Source organism: Methyloversatilis universalis EHg5 (assembly GCF_000378945.1).
Taxonomy (GTDB): Bacteria; Pseudomonadota; Gammaproteobacteria; order Burkholderiales; family Rhodocyclaceae; genus Methyloversatilis; species Methyloversatilis universalis_A.
Window position 1 is genome coordinate 1109979 of record NZ_KB900539.1, and the last position, 18224, is coordinate 1128202.

The window sequence follows — 18224 nt, forward strand, 5'->3', positions numbered from 1 at the left end:
TAACCCCAGTAAGGTTTAAGGGAATCCATAAGTATAGCGAAGTACCGCGGCCCGTGTCAAAGCCCCCAATACATCAACGGCTTGACGGGTTTTGGGGCGCTGCTACCATCCGCGTTTTTCCGCGTCCGGCAGTCCTTCCTTGTCTTCTCTGAACCGTCTTTACAGCCTGATTGCGGATGACATGCGTGCGCTGGACGCCGTGATCCGCGCGCGCCTGCACTCCGACGTGGTGCTGGTGCGCCAGGTGGCCGAGTACATCATCGGCGCCGGCGGCAAACGCCTGCGGCCCGCGCTTGTGCTGCTCACCTCCGGTGCCTGCGATTATCGCGGCGACCATCGCACCGAACTGGCGGCAGTGGTCGAGTTCATCCATACCGCCACGCTGCTGCATGACGACGTGGTCGACGAGTCCGAACTGCGTCGCGGCGCCAAGACCGCCAACGCGCTGTTCGGCAATGCCGCGTCGGTGCTGGTCGGCGACTTCCTGTACTCACGCGCCTTCCAGATGATGGTGTCGGTCGGCAGCATGCGGGTGCAGGCGGTGCTGGCTGAAGCCACCAACATCATTGCCGAGGGCGAGGTGCTGCAGCTGCTCAACTGTCATGACGCCGATGTCGCCGAAGAGCGCTATCTGCAGGTCATCCGCTACAAGACGGCCAAGCTGTTCGAGGCGGCCAGCCGGCTCGGCGCCATGCTGGCCGGCTCCGAGCCCGAGATTGAAGAGCGGTTCGCCCGTTTCGGCATGCATCTTGGCACCGCCTTCCAGCTGGTCGATGACATCCTCGATTACTCCGGCGACGAAGGTTCTATCGGCAAGAATCTTGGCGACGATCTGGCCGAGGGCAAGCCCACGCTGCCGCTGATCCACGTCATGAAGAACGGTACGCCGGAACAGGTGGCCGTGGTGCGCCACGCAATCGAAGAGGGCGGTCGCGATGACTGGGCACCGGTCATGAAGGCAGTGGTCGACAGCGGTGCGCTTGAAGTCGCGCGGGTTCGCGCACGTGAAGAAGCGGCGCTGGCGATCGCGGAACTCGACGGTCTGCCGACCAACGAATATCTGCAAAGTCTGCTCGATCTCGCAAAGTTTGCAGTCGAGCGAAAGTTTTAGTATAGTGCGCGCCTCGTTGCTTACGGGCGACGAGGCACAAAGAGCTGCTCCGCAGTGTGTAGTGAAGTTCGGGGAATAGCTCAGCCTGGTAGAGCACTGCGTTCGGGACGCAGGGGCCGGAGGTTCGAATCCTCTTTCCCCGACCAGAAATCCCGCGGAAAAGCCACCCTTCGGGGTGGCTTTTTTGTTTTCCGCTTCCGGCGCGCTCGCGCCGTGTCCCATGCGTTCCAGGAATCTGGATTCCGCGCCCGCTTCCTGCCTTCACGGTTTCGCAGCACGCGGCTTGTCTCCGTGGCATGACGGCGCCCCGGCGACCCCTGTACGCCTGCCCGCCGATCGTTTTCCCGAAAATCCGGTCGCGCACGCATTGCAGGCGCTGCGGCCACGGGCGAGTATTCAGTTCTCACTGCGACGGGACGCGAACCGGACGCCGGGCCGTGCAAACGGCGTGCAACCGGTCGTGTCGATGCGAAATGACGAGCCCGATGAGCGATATCCCCTTCTGCAGCAATCGGAACCTGAAGGTCCTCTGTGCCTGCGTATGCCTGTTGCTGCCGGTCTGCGCCCTGGCGTCACCCGCTGTGGCCTGTGTCGTGGAGTACAACGGGCAGCAGACCGTGGTCCCGCTGCGCGCGGAGGCGGATGCGCTGGGCGGTGTCTGGCATGAGGCTGGCGTGTTCAGCCTGCGTGCGGCGCTGGTCGTGCCGCACGGGGTCAAGCCCTGGCTGCTGGTCGAGGTGCACGCGAAGGCGGCAGACGGTGACGACCGCATCATTTCTTCGCAGAAAACGAAGCCCCCTTTCGATACCGGCCGCATGGAGGTGGTCGAGCCCCGGCTCGGGCGCATGCTCGGTTACACCTGCGGAGCCGCCCGATGAGTCGCCGGCATCCTGTTGCGCTTGCCATGCTCATGATCCTGTGGGTCGCTGCGGCCAGCGCGGCTGACGGGGTGGTCCGCATCGCCTTTGTCGGCGACGTGATGCTGGCTGAAAGCGAACGGACCGGCGAAGTCGCTGCGGAGGGTGGCGATCCGTTCGCCCACGTGCGCGGGCTGCTCGCCACGGCCGACCTGCGGGTGGCCAATTTCGAATCGTCTGCCGGCACACAGGGCAGACCGGATGCGGAGAAACCGTTTTCCTTCCGCACGGCGCAGCCGGCGCTGCGCGTGTTTGCGTCGGTGTTTGAAATCGCCGGCCTGGCCAACAACCACGCTGGCGATTTCGGCCGTGAGGACTTCGCCGAAACGCTCTCTGCCCTGCAGGCCGCTGGCGTGCAGACCTTCGGCGGCGGCCGCGACCTGAAGACCGCGCATCGCGCGCTGATGATCGAGCGCAAGGGTGTTCGGACCGCACTGCTGGGCTATCTGGATTTCTTCCCGCGCTGGTTTGCCGCCACGCCTGGCGGGGCCGGTGTGGCCTGGCTGGATACCGACCAGGCCGCGCTCGACATCGCCCGCGCCCGCAGGGACGGCGCCGACGTCGTGCTGGTGGTGCCGCACTGGGGCGTGGAACACGAACCCCGTGCGCACGACAGGCAGCGCGCCGCGGCGCGTGCGCTGCTGGCGGCCGGGGCGGACGCTGTCATTGGCGGGCATCCCCATGTCGTCCAGGACCATGAAATCCACAAGGGCAAGCCGGTCCTCTACTCCCTCGGAAATTTCGTGTTCGACGGATTCGAGGACGAGGACAACAACACCGGATGGGTGGTGTTCGCCGACATTGACTGGCGCGGCGTGGTGTCGGTGACGACGCACGTGGTGAAGATCGATGCCGCCGGCTCGCCGGTCCCAGACCCCGGCAGGGCCGGCCCCTGCTGGCAGCGGGGCGAGGCTGCGATGTCTCCGTGCACGAAGGCCCGGCCCTGACTGACAGGCGGTACTCCGTGCCCTGTGCCGCGCCGGGTCACAGCCGCAGCCGCTGACGGGCAGCGGCCGCAAGCTGGTACGCTGGCGCGTCTTCATGTCTGTCGCCCCTGAGCATCACGATGTCGCGCATTCTTTTCTTCCTGCTGCTGGCCGCTGTGGCCTGGATCTGGTTCTTCAAGCGTCCGTCGGTCCGTGACGGGAGCGAGCGGCGCGACCGGGTGCCGGAGCAGAAGCCGGTCGAGCGCATCGTGCAGTGCGCCCACTGCGGGCTGCGCCTGCCGGAGGGCGAGGCGCTGGCCGAGGGCGATCAGCGGCATTTCTGCAGCGTCGAGCACCGAAATGCACACATCGGTCGCGACTGAAACCGGCGTGCGGGGGTTGTCGCCGGTCGGTCTGCCTTCGCTGCGCTATTTCAGCCTGTACCGGCTGGTCATCGCATCGGTGCTGGTGGCGCTGGTGTATGGGGTGCCGGGCGAAATCAGTTTCGGCGACTACGAAGGTCCGCTGTTCTCGACCGTGGTGCGCGCCTACTGGCTGTTCGCGGCCTGCATGATGGCCGGGCTGGACCGCCTGCTGCCGTCCTTCGACGCGCGGCTGACAGCTGGCGTGCTGGCCGATATCGGTTTCCTCACCGCACTCACCTATGCCGCCGGTGGCGTGGGCACCGGGCTGCCTTTCATGCATGTGGTGGTGCTGGCGTTCGCCGCGCTGATGGGGCAGGGGCGGCTCGCGCTGTTCTATGCCGCGGTGGCCAGTCTGGCCATGCTGTTCGAACAGGCAATGCAGTGGGTGAATCTGGGCGGCGACTCTGGCCGCTTCGTGCATGTCGGCACCATCAGCATCGGCTATTTCGCCACCGCCATTGCGGTGCGCCTGCTTGCACGGCGGGTGATCGCCAACGAGGCGCTGGCGCGCGAGCGCGGCCGCGATCTGGCGGAGCAGGTGCGGGTGAACGAGCGTGTCATCCGCGACATGGACGACGGGGTGCTGGTGGTCGATCCGGGCGGCCATGTGCGCCAGGCCAATCCGCAGGCGCGCCGGCTGCTCGATCCGGTCATGCCGCGGCCGGTCACGCTGGCCGACTATTCGCCGGCACTTGCCGCGGCGGTCGATGCGCTGGCCGATACCTCGCGCGAGCGCGTGTTCGCGCTCGATCTGCCATCGCAGCCCGCGGCGTTGCGGGTGCGCTGCGTGCCGGCCGGCGAGGGCGGCGGTCATCTGGTATTCATCGAAGATCTGGCCCGGCTGCGCGAACAGGCGCAGCAGATCAAGCTCGCTGCACTGGGCCGGCTCACCGCCAGCATGGCGCATGAAATCCGCAATCCGCTGGCCGCCATCAGCCAGGCCGCCGAACTGCTGGCCGACGAACGCCGCGCCGAAACCCAGGCGAGGCTTACCCGCATCATCACCGACAACGCGCTGCGGCTGGACCGCATGGTGAGCGACGTGCTCGAACTGGGCCGGCGCGACCGCGCCGAGCCGGAGCTGCTGGATCTGGTCGCCTATCTGCGCAGCTTCGTCGAGGAATACGCGATGCGCGAGCCGGACGTGCGCAGCCGTGTGCGCATCGAAAGCGATGGCGCGGCGCTGCTGCTGTTCGACCGCGGCCATCTGCATCAGGTGATGTGGAATCTGCTCGGCAATGCGCTGCGTTACGCCAGTACGGCGGAGGGCGCGGTGCGTTTGACGGTGCGCAGCGACGACGACGGCACCCGCATGGACATCGTGGACGACGGCCAGGGCGTGCCGGACAGCGCCCGCACCCATCTGTTCGAGCCCTTCTTCACCACCCATAGCCGCGGCACCGGGCTGGGTCTGTACATCGCACGGGAGCTGAGCGACGCCAACGGGGCGCGGCTGGACTTCGTGGATAATTCACCGGGTGCGCGCTTTCGCCTGCGCGGACTGAACAGGAGCATCGAGGAATCATGGAAAGGCGGCGAACCGAGCGTGAGCTGAAGGTGCTGGTCGTCGATGACGAGGACGACCTGCGCGAACTGCTGGCCATGTCGCTGGCCCGCATGGGCCTGCACGCCTCGCTCGCCGCATCGGTCGGCGAGGCGCGCGAACTGCTGGCGGCCGAGCGCTTCGCGCTGTGCCTGACCGACATGCGCCTGCCGGACGGCGAGGGCATGGATCTGGTGCGCCACATCGCCGAACACCATCGCGCAATGCCGGTGGCGGTGATCACCGCTTTCGGCAGCATGGACAACGCGGTGGCCGCGCTGAAGGCGGGCGCCTTCGACTACCTCGCCAAGCCGGTGTCGATCGAACAGCTGCGCGCGCTGGTGCGCTCCGCGCTCGACCTGCCGCGACGCGGCAACGAGCCGGTGGCGGTGGGCGCCGATGTGCTGGTCGGTGAATCGCCGGCGCTGGCCCAGGTGCGCGAACTGATTGCCAAGCTGGCGCGCAGCGGCGCGCCGGTGCATATCCACGGCGAATCCGGCAGCGGCAAGGAGCGCGCCGCCCGGCTCATCCACGAAGCCGGTGCACGGCGCGACGGGCCCTTCGTCGCGGTCAACTGCGGCGCCATTCCGGAAAACCTGGTCGAGTCCGAGTTCTTCGGCTACGCCAAGGGCGCTTTCACCGGGGCGGATGCCGACCGCGAAGGCTTCTTCCAGGCTGCCCGCGGCGGCACGCTTTTTCTTGACGAAGTGGGCGACCTGCCGCTGGCCATGCAGGTGAAACTGCTGCGCGCCATCCAGGAAAAGTCGGTGCGCCGGGTCGGCGCGCGCAGCGAAGAAGCGACCGATGTGCGGCTGATCAGCGCCACCCACCGCAATCTGAAGCAGATGGTGGACGAGGGCCGCTTCCGGCAGGATCTGTACTACCGCCTTAATGTGCTGGAGCTGCGCATGCCCAGCCTGCGCGAGTGCCGCGAATCGATACCGGAACTGGCGCGCACGCTGCTCACCCGTATCGCCGCCGGCGGTGACCGGCCACCTGCGCTCAGCCGCGAAGCGGTGGACGCGCTGTGCGCCTATCCCTTCCCGGGCAATGTGCGCGAGCTGGAAAACGTGCTGGAGCGCGCCTACGCGCTGTGCGCCGGCGAGCGCATCGAGGCGGCCGACCTCGGCCTGATGCCGGTGGACGACGAAACGCCCGAACTGCCGGCGGGCGAACTGCCGCTGCAGGACTACCTGGACCGCATGGAGCGCGCCGCCATCGAGGACGCGCTGCGCAAGACCCGCTACAACCGCACCGCCGCCGCCCGTCTGCTCGGCGTCACCTTCCGCTCGCTGCGCTACCGGCTGCAGCGGCTCGGCATCAATGACTGAATTCCACGGTCGCACGCCCGTTTCCGCACCTGTGCGCCCTTGTGGGAGCGGCGCCGCGGTCATGAGCGTACCCGGTGACGTCAGCCGTGCTCCCGCGCCCGTGCGCCGGTGTGGGAGCGGCGCCCCCGTCGCGATGCGCCCGTCGAACACCGCACGCTCCCGATCCACCGCGGAATCGCGGCGGGGCGCCGCTCCCACGGGCCATGGCGGCCGATTGAGCCTGAAACGCGGCGCTGGAGCGATGCGGTCATGGAACTGACGATAGACGCCGACGGCTGGTGCACCGCTGCCCGCCGGGTCGAGTCGCCGAATCACGATGCCCGGCCCGACGATGCCCGGCCCGACGAAGCAGGTGCCGGCGCTGACCCGGTGTCGCTGGTGGTGGTGCACTGCATCAGCCTGCCGCCGGGCGAGTTCGGCGGCCCCTATATCGAGGACCTGTTCCTGAACCGGCTCGATCCGGCCGCTCACCCGTATTTCGTCGATGTCGCGCCGCTGCGGGTGTCGGCGCATTTCGTGGTGCGCCGCGACGGCGAACTGCTGCAGTGCGTGCCGACGGTGCGCCGCGCCTGGCACGCCGGCGTGTCCAGCTGGCGCGGGCGCAGCCGCTGCAACGACTTTTCGGTCGGCATCGAACTGGAAGGCTGCAACGTGCTGCCCTACGAAGACGCCCAGTACGCGGTGCTCAGCGCGCTGGTGGCCGCGCTGAAGCGCAGGCACCCGGTGGCCGACCTGGTAGGCCATTCGGATATCGCCCCCGGCCGCAAGGTGGACCCGGGCGCCTGTTTCGACTGGAAACGCTTGCCGGACGCGGTTCGTCCGGGCTGATCCGCCGTCCTGCCGGCGTTTGCGCCGGAATCCGTCCCGCAATGCCTTTTCCGGTGCTGAACCCCTGCACCGGGCAGGGGCTTTTCATGCGGCCGGTGACACCGCCTAGCAGAAAAATCGCGCTTGCGGGTGAGGGGTGGGCTCACTAGAATTAGTAGCTCAGTGCTCATCGACCACTAGATCTAGTGGTGTGAGTGCCGGAAGTACCTTCCGCAGCACCCCGTACCACCCCGTACGTTCCTATCTCAAAACCCGTCGTCGATACCCTCGACGGCCCACCGGGAGACGCCCGCATGCAATTGACCGCCGAAGCTGGCCACACCAGCGCTACCAGCCGTACGCCGTCCGCCGGTATCGATCAGATCAATATCGACGAACTGCCGAGCGCTGCGACGCTGCACGCCGACTACAAGGTGATCCGCCGCAACGGTGCGGTGGTGAGCTTCGAGCCGGCCAAGATTTCGATCGCGGTGACCAAGGCTTTCCTGGCGGTGAATGGCGGGCAGGGCGCCGCCTCGGCGCGCGTGCGCGAACAGGTGGCCGGCATCACCACCTCGGTGGTGCAGGCGCTGGTGCGTCGCCAGCCGCACGGCGGCACCTTCCACATCGAAGACATCCAGGATCAGGTCGAACTGGCGCTGATGCGCTCGGCCGAGCACGACGTGGCCCGTGCCTACGTGCTCTACCGCGAAAAGCGCGCCGCCGAACGTGCGGCCAAGCAGCACGAGGTGGCCCAGGCCGTGGCCGAGCCGGTGCTGCACGTGGTCGACGGCAACCGCCGCCTGCCGCTGGACCTCGCTGCGCTGCGCGGCCTGATCGAGGCTTCCTGCGAAGCGCTGGGCGAGGTGGTGTCGGTCGACGCCATCCTGAGCGCCACGCTGTCCAACCTGTATGACGGCGTGCCGGTCGAGGAAGTGCGCAAGTCGGCCATCATGGCCGCGCGCTCGCTGCTGGAGCAGGACCCGGCCTACGGCTACGTGACCGCCCGCCTGCTGCTGCACACGGTGCGCCACGAAGTGCTGGGCGAAGAAGTGTCGCAGGCGCAGATGGCCACCGCCTACGCCGAGTACTTCCCGCGCTACATCAAGCTGGGCATCGAAGCCGAACTGCTCGATTCCAAGCTGGCCCAGTTCGACCTCGCCAAGCTGGGCGCGGCACTGGACTACCGCAACGACCTGCGCTTCAACTACCTCGGTCTGCAGACGCTGTACGACCGCTACTTCCTGCACATCCGCGACCGCCGCATCGAACTGCCGCAGATCTTCTTCATGCGCGTGGCCATGGGCCTGGCGCTGAACGAAATCCACCGCGAAGAGCGCGCGATCGAGTTCTACAAGCTGCTGTCCAGCTTCGACTTCATGAGCTCGACGCCGACGCTGTTCAACAGCGGCACGCTGCGCCCGCAGCTGTCGTCCTGCTACCTCACCACGGTGGCCGACGATCTCGACGGCATCTTCGAGGCGATCAAGGAAAACGCGCTGCTGGCCAAGTTCGCCGGCGGTCTGGGCAACGACTGGACGCCGGTGCGCGCGCTCGGCTCGCACATCAAGGGCACCAACGGCAAGTCGCAGGGCGTCGTCCCCTTCCTGAAGGTGGTCAATGACACCGCGGTGGCGGTGAACCAGGGCGGCAAGCGCAAGGGCGCGGTGTGCGCCTATCTGGAAAGCTGGCACCTGGACATCGAGGAATTCCTCGACCTGCGCAAGAACACCGGCGATGACCGCCGCCGCACCCACGACATGAACACGGCGAACTGGATTCCCGACCTGTTCATGCGCCGCGTGATGGAAAACGGCGAATGGACGCTGTTTTCGCCGGCCGACTGCCCGGACCTGCACGACCTGTACGGCAGCGCCTTCGAGCAGGCCTATACCCGCTACGAAGAGCGGGCCGCGCGCGGCGAAATCCGCCTGTTCAAGAAGACGCAGGCGGTGTCGCTGTGGCGCAAGATGCTGTCGATGCTGTTCGAGACCGGCCATCCGTGGATCACCTTCAAGGACCCGTGCAACCTGCGCTCGCCGCAGCAGCATGTCGGCGTCGTGCATAGCTCCAACCTCTGCACCGAAATCACGCTGAACACCTCCGACACCGAAATCGCCGTGTGCAACCTCGGCTCGGTGAACCTGGTCGCCCACCTGAAGGACGACGGTGCCGGCCCGGTGCTCGACCACGACAAGCTGCGCAAGACCATCCGCACCGCAATGCGCATGCTCGACAACGTGATCGACATCAACTATTACTCGGTCGGCAAGGCGCGCAATGCCAACCTGAAGCACCGCCCGGTCGGCATGGGCCTGATGGGCTTCCAGGAAGCGCTGCACGAACTGCGCACGCCCTACGCCTCCGACGCGGCGGTCGAGTTCGCCGACCGTTCGATGGAAGCGGTGGCCTACTACGCCTACTGGGCGTCGACCGAACTGGCCGAAGAGCGTGGCCGCTATTCCAGCTACAAGGGCAGCCTGTGGGACCGCGGCATCCTGCCGCACGACTCGCTGGACATCCTGGCCGAGCAGCGCGGTGGCTACCTCGAAGTCGACCGCTCGGTCACCATGGACTGGGACGCGTTGCGCAACCGCATCGCCAACTACGGCATGCGCAACTCGAACTGCCTCGCGATCGCGCCGACCGCCACCATTTCGAACATCATCGGTGTCGATGCCAGCATCGAGCCGACCTACCAGAACCTGTTCGTCAAATCGAACCTGTCGGGCGAATTCACCGTGGTGAACGAGCACCTGGTGCGTGACCTGAAGAAGCTGGGTCTGTGGGACGAAGTGATGGTCGCCGACCTGAAGTATTTCGACGGCTCGCTGTCGCGCATCGACCGCATTCCGGCCGACATCCGCGCGCTCTACGCCACCGCCTTCGAAGTCGAGCCGAAGTGGCTGGTCGAAGCCGCCTCGCGCCGCCAGAAGTGGATCGACCAGGCGCAGAGCCTGAACATCTACATGGCCGGCGCCTCCGGCAAGAAGCTGGACGAAACCTACAAGCTCGCCTGGCTGCGCGGTCTGAAGACCACCTACTACCTGCGCGCCATGGGCGCCACCCACGCCGAGAAATCCACCGGCCGCGGCGGCGAACTGAACGCGGTGCCGAGCCAGGCGGAAGAGCCGGCGCCCAAGTTCTGCGCGATCGACGATCCCACCTGCGAAGCCTGCCAGTAAGCACGGCCCGCCCCTGCGCCCGCCCGGCGCAGGGGGCACGCAAACACCGCACGACCCGGCGCGCCCGCGCGCCGACTGAAGGAGAAAACAACAATGCTGAGTTTCGAAGACGACCTGCCGATGACCGCCCCGCAACCGGGCCTGGCGATGCGCACCCCGGCGCCGGACGTGCGTGACCTGCCGATGTCCCCGCCGGCCACGCCGGCCGCCCAGGGTGACGCGCACATGCGCCGCATCCGCGCCGAGGACAAGCGCGTCATCAACGGCGGTACCGACGTGAACCAGCTCGTGCCCTTCAAGTACAAGTGGGCCTGGGAAAAGTACCTCGCCGGCTGCGCCAACCACTGGATGCCGCAGGAAGTGAACATGCAGCGCGACATCGAGCTGTGGAAGTCGCCGAACGGCCTGACCGAAGACGAGCGCCGCGTGGTCCGCCGCAACCTCGGCTTCTTCGTCACCGCCGACTCGCTGGCCGCCAACAACATCGTGCTCGGCACCTACCGCCACATCACCGCGCCCGAGTGCCGCCAGTATTTGCTCAGGCAGGCGTTCGAAGAGGCCATCCACACCCACGCCTACCAGTACATCGTCGAGTCGCTGGGCCTGGACGAAGGCGAGGTGTTCAACGCCTATCACGAGGTGCAGTCCATCCGTGACAAGGACGAGTTCCTCATCCCCTTCATCGACGTGCTGACCGACCCGGCCTTCAAGACCGGCACGCCCGAAGCCGACCAGCAGCTGCTGAAGAGCCTCATCGTGTTCGCCTGCCTGATGGAAGGCCTGTTCTTCTACGTCGGCTTCGTGCAGATCCTGGCGCTGGGCCGCCAGAACAAGATGACCGGCGCCGCCGAGCAGTACCAGTACATCCTGCGCGACGAGTCCATGCACTGCAATTTCGGCATCGACCTGATCAACCAGATCAAGCTCGAAAACCCGCACCTGTGGACCCCGGAATTCCGCGAAGAGCTGAAGGCGCTGTTCCGCAAGGCAGTCGAACTCGAGTACCGCTACGCCGAAGACACCATGCCGCGCGGCGTGCTGGGCCTGAACGCCAACATGTTCAAGGAATACCTGCGCTTCATCGCCAACCGCCGCGCCCAGCAGATCGGTCTGGACGTGCTCTACCCGGGCGCGGAAAACCCTTTCCCGTGGATGAGCGAAATGATCGATCTGAAGAAGGAGCGGAATTTCTTCGAAACCCGGGTGATCGAGTATCAGACGGGTGGGGCGTTGAGTTGGGATTGAGGTTTGTTCGTCCGTAGATTCTCATTAGAGACAAGAGCAATCTCACTAGAGACGATAACGTCTCATTTGAGACAGTAACGCACAACTCAGGGCGCCTCCGGGCGCCCTTTCTTTTGCTCACGCTGGATCAGAACGCGGACTCGAGGGCGATGCTGTTGCGTACCCTCGGCCCAGCGAGATACGGCCGTGTTTCTAGAATCTCCTTAGAGGCAAGAGTGTCGTCTCATTAGAAACGAGATTAGGAGGCCTGTTCCAGCTACACGGTTTGTGAGTTCAGCTGTAAGTAGAACTTTGACGCTGTCCACTCCATGGGCAGATGGGCGATTGAGACACGCGTAAAGTCTCATTAGAGACGAGAGTTGCTAGGCGAGAGGTCGCGATCCGATAGACATTGGCTACGACGCCAATAGGCGGATTCGACCCTCAAGGACGTGGAGTAGGGCTTCGCGCTCCAGGGGGAGGAGGCGTGTTTGGCACTGATTGGCCGCGGCGGGGAATCGGGAAAGGGACCTCCCAGTTCGCGCTGGAACAGTCAGGAGCGTGGAACTAGGCTTTCAATCGCCTCGACACGCCTCTTCGAATCGGCTCCACCTCTGGCATGTTTGCCATTTGGAGTACGTCGAACCGGCGGAACAGTGCTACTCCGGGGATCTTGGTCTCGTCATCTGGCGCCCTCGTGATCCTGCCGCTTCGCTCCGCATTCATCAGATACCGGCTATGCGTGTTCAAGAGCGTGCCAGCCTGCGCTGCGCTCATGAACCGATTCAGGTTTTCCTGAATTCTTGGCAAGTCGCTCTGTCTGACGCGGACCTCGCCCAGAGGCGCTGCGCACTCAATGAAGCCGGATTCGATGAAGCGAACGATGAACTCCCGCTTCGTTAAGCCAACTTCTGAAGACACGGATTCAATCGTTCGAAGCGAGGCCAGCTCATCCTTCAATCGCTTGACGGTAGTTCTCCGAAAGTAGTTTCGGTTGTCTGCTTCCCGATCGGGCGGTACCTCTGCCGGCAAGTGCCCGCTGCGCTGTAAGGCGGCGATCTGCTGAGTGTTCAGGGCGAGCTCGTCCGCCGCCTCAACTGCCGTCATCCAGACTGTTTGATCGTAGGCCACGCTGCCTGCTGGCTTGCGCCCCGCCCGCGTGGGGTAGTCCTTGAGCGTCTTGACGTATTCGAGATCGACTTTTCCGATGTCCGAACGTCGAAACACGTTGACCAGGGCGCCATCGATCCTGGGACCGGATACCGGATGGACCCCGACGGCAGCGAGCTTGTCGGATAGGGAGGTTGCCCCTGTGGCCAACTGCGTTGCAAGGTTGCCTACGAACACATAAAGCCGGTCGAATGCCTCAACGTCCTTAGCGGCGAACATCATGGGTTGCCGACCTTTCGCACCGGAGGGGACATGGCGGGAGAGCAGGCGGGTCTTCTCTATCCGCCGGACGGCCTCCGGGTAAGTACAGAGACGCTCGGCAGTCTCTTGCAGGCCCATGAGCTCTTCATCTTCCGATTGAATTTCTTCCCCGTCGAACTCTTCCCGCGATCCGGCTGCCCACGGTACCGCAATGCGGGAAGGGGTTCTCGGTGCATCCTTGATCTTGATTGACCTCAGAGAGGGTAGTCCTTGAGCGATGTCGAATCGACCGACGATTCGTACTTTCGCATCGAGCTCAGCCAATTCGTCTGCGTATGCGTGAGTGCGAGTCTGATCCTCAGGCCCATGGTGTTCTGAGCGACTGCTTGCTGAAAGCCTCGCCATCAGCGCCGAGATCTCGTGACTGCTATACCGATTTCTGATGATTGAGCTGCGCTCGATGCGCTTCAGGACGCCTTCGCTGCTCAGACTCGTAAGTGTGTTGGGTGTGATGCTGAGGGAAGCAGAAGCAGCTCTGCTGTCCAGAAGGAGCAACAGGTCTTCGTCCGAGACTGCTTCCGGAGTTTGTCTTGCGTAGGATACGTCGTAGTCGCGGGAGAGTCTCAGGGCAAGATCTTCCGCGGCTTGTCGTGCCGGCGAATGATTGGCAAGGAGGCGTGCTAGCCAAACCCGTGGAATGAGATGCGGATAGCGCCGCTGCTGGTGACGCGCGAAAGCGCGGACCCCGTGCTCCACTTCCGTGGCAAGAAGTGCAGCGTAGGAGAGTAATCTCGAGCGCTTTACGTAGTCGGGCTCGCGTTCAATTTCGAGAATGCGTACAAACGTGAGCAGGCGCGACACCCAAGCCTGGTCTCCATCTTCCATGGCCCGGTAGAGTCGTCGCTCACCAAACGCGAATCCTCTGATACGTGGGTTGGTGGATATTTTGGCCTTGCAACTGCACTGATCAATGCCGCGCTGACCAGGTCCGTACAGAGAATCGCATTCCGGACACTTTCGGACCAGCTTTTGGCCATGTTTGGCGCAGTACTCGAAGAGCGCAACACTGGTTTCCGCGCGGTAATAGCCCTCTTCGGCGCACTGCGGACAGACCGGCTGATAGAAAAACCGGATCAGGTCGCCCGGGAACTCAGCATTCAGAACGCGGACCGGCTTGCGGGACGAGACGCTGGGGGATTCCTGGAAGAAGCATGCAAGCAGTCGAGCGTGGACCCGGTCTGGATAGAGCTCAGCGAGCTTATTGGCGAAATGACCTCGCCTGAACAAAACCGATTGGGCGGGGCTCTTGATCAAGCGGTATATGAACTTGCTTGCCGACGAGTACCCGTTCTCCTGAGTGCAACGAAGCACCACACTCAAAGGCGATTCCCCTGGAATAGGCAAGGGCAGATAGTTCATCGACGCGTCCCAGAAAGCTCCAGGCTATCTGCCGTCATGGTGAAGGGGTTGAGGCCTTCCGGAACCAGCGCGCGAGCGACCTGAATGCGTTCGAATGCTTGTTTGAAGTGCTCATCGTTGATTTCAGCGCTTTGGCTGCGAAGTGCGAGATCTGCCGCTTCAACGAAGAGATCTTTCGTCGCGCACATGTTGCCGGCTGTGGCGGCGTACATGCGCTGGCCGAACAGGGGCGTCTTCAGTGCAGCGCCAGGCTGCAACGAGCAGTGGTCCTTCAGACGCTTAACAAAGAACACTAGAACCTTGAGATAGTCATTGTTGAGGCTGAACTCGGTGAGGGAACATCTGCGTCGGAAGCGCCGCTCAATCTGCTCATCACCCTCCAGAAGCGGCAACAGGTGCTCCGTTCCAACCAAAATGATTGGGACCTTGGACTCGTTCATCAGGTCCTTGACCCAGTTCCGCACGATTGCGTGAGTTTTCTCCTTCTTCGGATCCACGAGGTGCTGGAATTCATCAAGGATGTAGAAGCGCGTCTGACACGTCTTCAGGTTCTGGACGAGTCGTTCGGTCAGCTGCGTACGGTTCCCGGAAATATCGGTCACCTGCAGGCGAAGCAGTAGTTTCTGTGCCAAGTCCTTGGTCGTCGCAGCCGCTGGAACCGCCTGGTAGAACGCTGGAATTACCTTGCGGATGCCCTCGGGTTCTTCCTGCGTTTGGGGGCTATGTTGCGCGAGCAGGTAATTGCAGAGGGTTGTCTTGCCGGTGCCCGCGCGGCCACTTATGGCGAGGGACGCGGGCTCACGGCGGCCGTCATTGAAGCGAAGGACGTCGTTGAAGGCTTCAAGGCACTTCACCACGTCATCGTGTTGATAGAACACATCCCGAAACGCTTCGAGTCCGGTTGGCAGCTTTTCCAGTTTCATGTTGGTCGTTCTCGATCAAAGGGACTTGAAGATGTCGCCGTCTTCGTCCCAGATGTCTTCGACAGTGTTTTGCCCCTGCGCGCTCTCTTCAAAGGCCGGGAGCGTTGCCTCGAGCAGGGGAGTCTGTTCGGCAGGGCGCGCGCGGGTATCCGGACCCGAGGAAAGCTGACCCTGATCTCCAGCGGCGCGGAGACGACTTGCCATCTTTTCCTTCTGCATCCGAGCGAATCGCTTTCGCGCTTTAGTCGTTGAGAGATCGAGCTCGTCCCAGAGGCGCTTGCGCGCTTGGTTCAAAAGGATGGTGTTCGTTGCTTCCTTGCCTGCAGCTTTGAGCGCATTGCTGGCCGCCTGGTGTTCAGTGAGCGTGAGTCCCTTTTGGTAACGCGGGTCCACGGGGTCCGCGCACACAAGCCGGGTGGAATCTTCGGGATCCACCACGAAGACATGGTCGAGATCGGTTTCGTCGTAGAGCACGACCACGCGGTCCTTCTCGGGATGTTGTGCGAGTCTGGCCGCCAGATCGGGCAGAGCAGGGCTGGTCCAACACAAATTGAAAAGCTGCACGCGCCCGCCAGAAATGGTTCGCTCAGCCGACTTACGGCAAACCATGTCCAGGCCCTCGTCGCGATAACGCGTTGGTGTGTCGAGTTCTGTCGCCTTCTTCCAGGCCGCTGAGGGCGGTATTCCAAGCTCGGAATGCAGGGTGTTGTGATAGATCTGCTCGAGCCAGATCGCGAATCGTTCCCGCAATTCGTCGAGTTGAATCCACGCATTCTTGACAGCTTTGTAGTCACCTCGATCCTGTGGAGACGATCGAGTCGTCCCATGCATGAGGTGGACGAATGTGCTGTTCATGGTGCGGAAGAACCGCTCCACATGAGGCTTTTCGTTGGGTTCTCGCGGGGAGACGATACGAACGGAGGTACCAAAGCGCTCCGCCACCTTGAACAGGCTGCTGTTTCTGAATTCCGAGCCGCCATCGACAATGAGCTCAACCGGCGCGCCGCCCGCCAAACGTCCGTTTTCCGAAGAAAGGGCGTCTTTGTAGGCGCGCAGAGTTTTCGCGGCACACGGGGGAACGAACGAAAGGTCCCACCCCAGCACGCAACGGCTGAAGATGTCGAGCAGAATTGTGAGGACCGGCCGACCGATCGGCTCGCCGTTCTCATCTACCACGATCAGGTCCACGTAATTGCTGTCGGCTTCGACCCGCTCCAGAACCATCGACGGTGGGTGGATACGCACGCCGTGGCGGTGCTTGCGCTTCGCGTACTGCTTGCCGTGGCGATTCAAGTCGGCGTCGTAAGCGTCCAGGGCCGCGACCATCCGGTAGAACGACGCGCGGGAGGGCTTGCACAACTTGTCTTCTGGACTTCGTTTTAGATTCTCACCTTCGATTTCCGCGCACAGCAGGTGATAGATCGCCTGAGCGCTTGGGCGTCGGTCATCGAGGAAGGTTGAACGGAGGATCGATTGGGTAAGTTCGATCACCGTGTGGTTCATACGGGGCCTACGCTGTCGAGTCCGGTGCTCTCGTGTGATGAGGGCCAAAGGATTTCTTCCAGCTTCGCGATATTGGCGCAGCCAGAACCGGACGCGAGAGATCGATGGAGGCTTCTCCGACCGCTCCTCGGCGACCCTTTTGATCAGTATGAGTCCGAGTTCGGTTGGCGCGCGTCCGAGGAGCTCTCGTTCAAATGCCTGCACATAGGCGAGGCGACGCTGATGCGTCGCCGCTTCTTTGTCCGTGAGGTTTGCGGCGTTACGGTAGAGGTCTTGCCACTCTGCGTGCTCGACAAGCGCTGTCATTCGTCCCCGTGCAGCGAGGTCCTGCCAGCGCAGCAATGGGATATCGCTTTGTCGTTTCGCGTTTAGGAAACGCTGATCAAAGCCACCCTTCCGGGATTTTTCGTCCGTGAGGCAGCAACTCCGAAATTCGCATCGTCATGACATCGAATTTCGGCTCTTTTTCAGCCCCGAATCATCGACCCGAGGCCCTTTCGGGGTTCATCGCCCCGATTTCTCGCCCTCAGGACGCACCTGTCCTGTAGGGCGCGCACAGACTTCTCTGCGACAGCACCAGATTCGCCATCGCGAACAGCACATGCAACTGCGCCGCGTTCTTCGCCAGACCCTTGTAGCGGCACTTGCGATGCCGGAACAGGTTCTTCACCACATGGAACGCGTGCTCGACCTTCGAGCGGATGCTCGCCTTGGCGTGCTCCGCCTGCTCGATGAGTTGGCGTCTCGGGTCCGTCTTGTCCAGCCTCTTGTAAGTCGTACGCCGGCGTGCGATCACGAATTCGGCCGGGCAGTCTTTCAGTTCGGGACGCTTGCCTGCACCCTGGTAACCAGCGTCGGCATGCACGTGCTTCTCCTCACCATGCAGCAGCTTGTGCGTCTGGCTCACGTCGGACGCGTTCGCCGCCGTGGCGGCAAGCGAATGAACGATGCCGGTGTGCGCATCCGTACCGATATGCGCTTTCATGCCGAAATACCNCTGCTTGCCCTTCTTCGTCTGGTGCATGTCGGGGTCGCGCTCGCCCTCCTTGTTCTTCGTCGAGGGGGGCGCAGCGATCAAGGTGGCATCGACGATCGTGCCTTCGCGCAGGATCAGCCCCTGCTGACCGAGCTGTTCGCGGATCAGCGCGAAGATGCGCACCGGCATCTCGTGACGTTCGAGCAGGCGGCGAAACTTCAGCAGCGTGGTGGCATCGGGCGCCTGACGCTCGATCAGGTCGATGCCCACGAAGCGACGCACCGCGATGCTGTCGACGATGGCATCTTCAATTCCTTCGTCCGACAGGCCCAGGCAGTTCTGGCACAGATACATGCGCAGCATCGTTTCCAACCCGACCGGCGGACGACCGCGCTCGCCGCGGTAGTAGTGCGGCTCGATCAATGCCACCAGCTGCGACCACGGCACCAGACGATCCAGGTCGGTCAGAAACTTCTCCCGCCGCGTCGGCTTGCGGCGCGCCGAGTACTCGAGATCGGCGAAGCTGGTTTGCTGTTTCATCGGGAGGGTTGAGCGTATCGGGA

General features: G+C 63.6%; 13 protein-coding genes and 1 tRNA gene. 10 read left to right on the plus strand and 4 right to left on the minus strand.

What is annotated here, in order from left to right:
- The first annotated feature begins 148 nt into the window (after positions 1-148).
- From ispB to METUNV2_RS0105165, 10 genes are all read left to right on the plus strand, one after another.
- Entirely contained in the window at positions 149-1111 is a 963-nt protein-coding gene (ispB, locus tag METUNV2_RS0105120; RefSeq protein ID WP_026187885.1) for an octaprenyl diphosphate synthase, read from the plus strand.
- Between the two features lie 69 nt (positions 1112-1180).
- Positions 1181-1257: transfer RNA gene (locus tag METUNV2_RS0105125), tRNA-Pro, on the plus strand.
- Positions 1258-1728: 471 nt separating this feature from the next.
- Positions 1729-1989: a hypothetical protein gene (locus METUNV2_RS18900; RefSeq protein WP_232415610.1), complete on the plus strand. Its 261-nt coding sequence runs from the start codon at positions 1729-1731 to the stop codon at positions 1987-1989.
- 26 nt (positions 1990-2015) lie between these two features.
- Positions 2016-2975: a CapA family protein gene (locus tag METUNV2_RS0105135; RefSeq protein WP_018228423.1), complete on the plus strand. Its 960-nt coding sequence runs from the start codon at positions 2016-2018 to the stop codon at positions 2973-2975.
- Positions 2976-3094: 119 nt separating this feature from the next.
- Entirely contained in the window at positions 3095-3337 is a 243-nt protein-coding gene (locus METUNV2_RS0105140) for a PP0621 family protein (RefSeq protein WP_018228424.1), read from the plus strand.
- Positions 3315-4934, plus strand: coding sequence for a sensor histidine kinase (locus tag METUNV2_RS0105145; protein ID WP_026187887.1), 1620 nt, complete (start codon positions 3315-3317; stop codon positions 4932-4934). Before METUNV2_RS0105140 ends, METUNV2_RS0105145 begins: the two co-directional genes overlap by 23 nt.
- On the plus strand, positions 4904-6253 hold the full coding sequence (locus METUNV2_RS0105150) for a sigma-54-dependent transcriptional regulator (RefSeq protein WP_018228426.1): 1350 nt from the start codon (positions 4904-4906) through the stop codon (positions 6251-6253). The genes METUNV2_RS0105145 and METUNV2_RS0105150 overlap by 31 nt, the downstream gene beginning before the upstream one ends.
- A gap of 249 nt (positions 6254-6502) precedes the next feature.
- On the plus strand, positions 6503-7081 hold the full coding sequence (gene ampD, locus METUNV2_RS0105155; RefSeq protein ID WP_018228427.1) for a 1,6-anhydro-N-acetylmuramyl-L-alanine amidase AmpD: 579 nt from the start codon (positions 6503-6505) through the stop codon (positions 7079-7081).
- A gap of 293 nt (positions 7082-7374) precedes the next feature.
- Positions 7375-10245 carry a ribonucleoside-diphosphate reductase subunit alpha gene (locus tag METUNV2_RS0105160; protein ID WP_018228428.1) on the plus strand — a complete coding sequence of 957 codons (2871 nt, stop codon included), beginning with the start codon at positions 7375-7377 and terminating at the stop codon, positions 10243-10245.
- Between the two features lie 93 nt (positions 10246-10338).
- Positions 10339-11490, plus strand: a complete 1152-nt coding sequence (locus METUNV2_RS0105165; RefSeq protein WP_018228429.1) for a ribonucleotide-diphosphate reductase subunit beta — start codon at positions 10339-10341, stop codon at positions 11488-11490.
- Between the two features lie 546 nt (positions 11491-12036).
- Here the strand turns inward: METUNV2_RS0105165 and METUNV2_RS0105170 are convergent.
- The 4 genes from METUNV2_RS0105170 to METUNV2_RS0105190 all read right to left on the minus strand — a co-directional run bounded on the left by METUNV2_RS0105170 (position 12037) and on the right by METUNV2_RS0105190 (position 18201).
- Complete coding sequence (locus METUNV2_RS0105170) at positions 12037-14259, minus strand: TniQ family protein (protein ID WP_018228430.1); 2223 nt, start codon at positions 14257-14259, stop codon at positions 12037-12039.
- Positions 14256-15182, minus strand: coding sequence for a TniB family NTP-binding protein (locus METUNV2_RS19335; RefSeq protein ID WP_018228431.1), 927 nt, complete (start codon positions 15180-15182; stop codon positions 14256-14258). Before METUNV2_RS19335 ends, METUNV2_RS0105170 begins: the two co-directional genes overlap by 4 nt.
- A 15-nt stretch (positions 15183-15197) precedes the next feature.
- Positions 15198-16991 carry a Mu transposase C-terminal domain-containing protein gene (locus tag METUNV2_RS0105180; RefSeq protein ID WP_081618505.1) on the minus strand — a complete coding sequence of 598 codons (1794 nt, stop codon included), beginning with the start codon at positions 16989-16991 and terminating at the stop codon, positions 15198-15200.
- Between the two features lie 220 nt (positions 16992-17211).
- Complete coding sequence (locus METUNV2_RS0105190) at positions 17212-18201, minus strand: IS5 family transposase (protein ID WP_018228434.1); 990 nt, start codon at positions 18199-18201, stop codon at positions 17212-17214.
- Positions 18202-18224 lie beyond the last annotated feature (23 nt).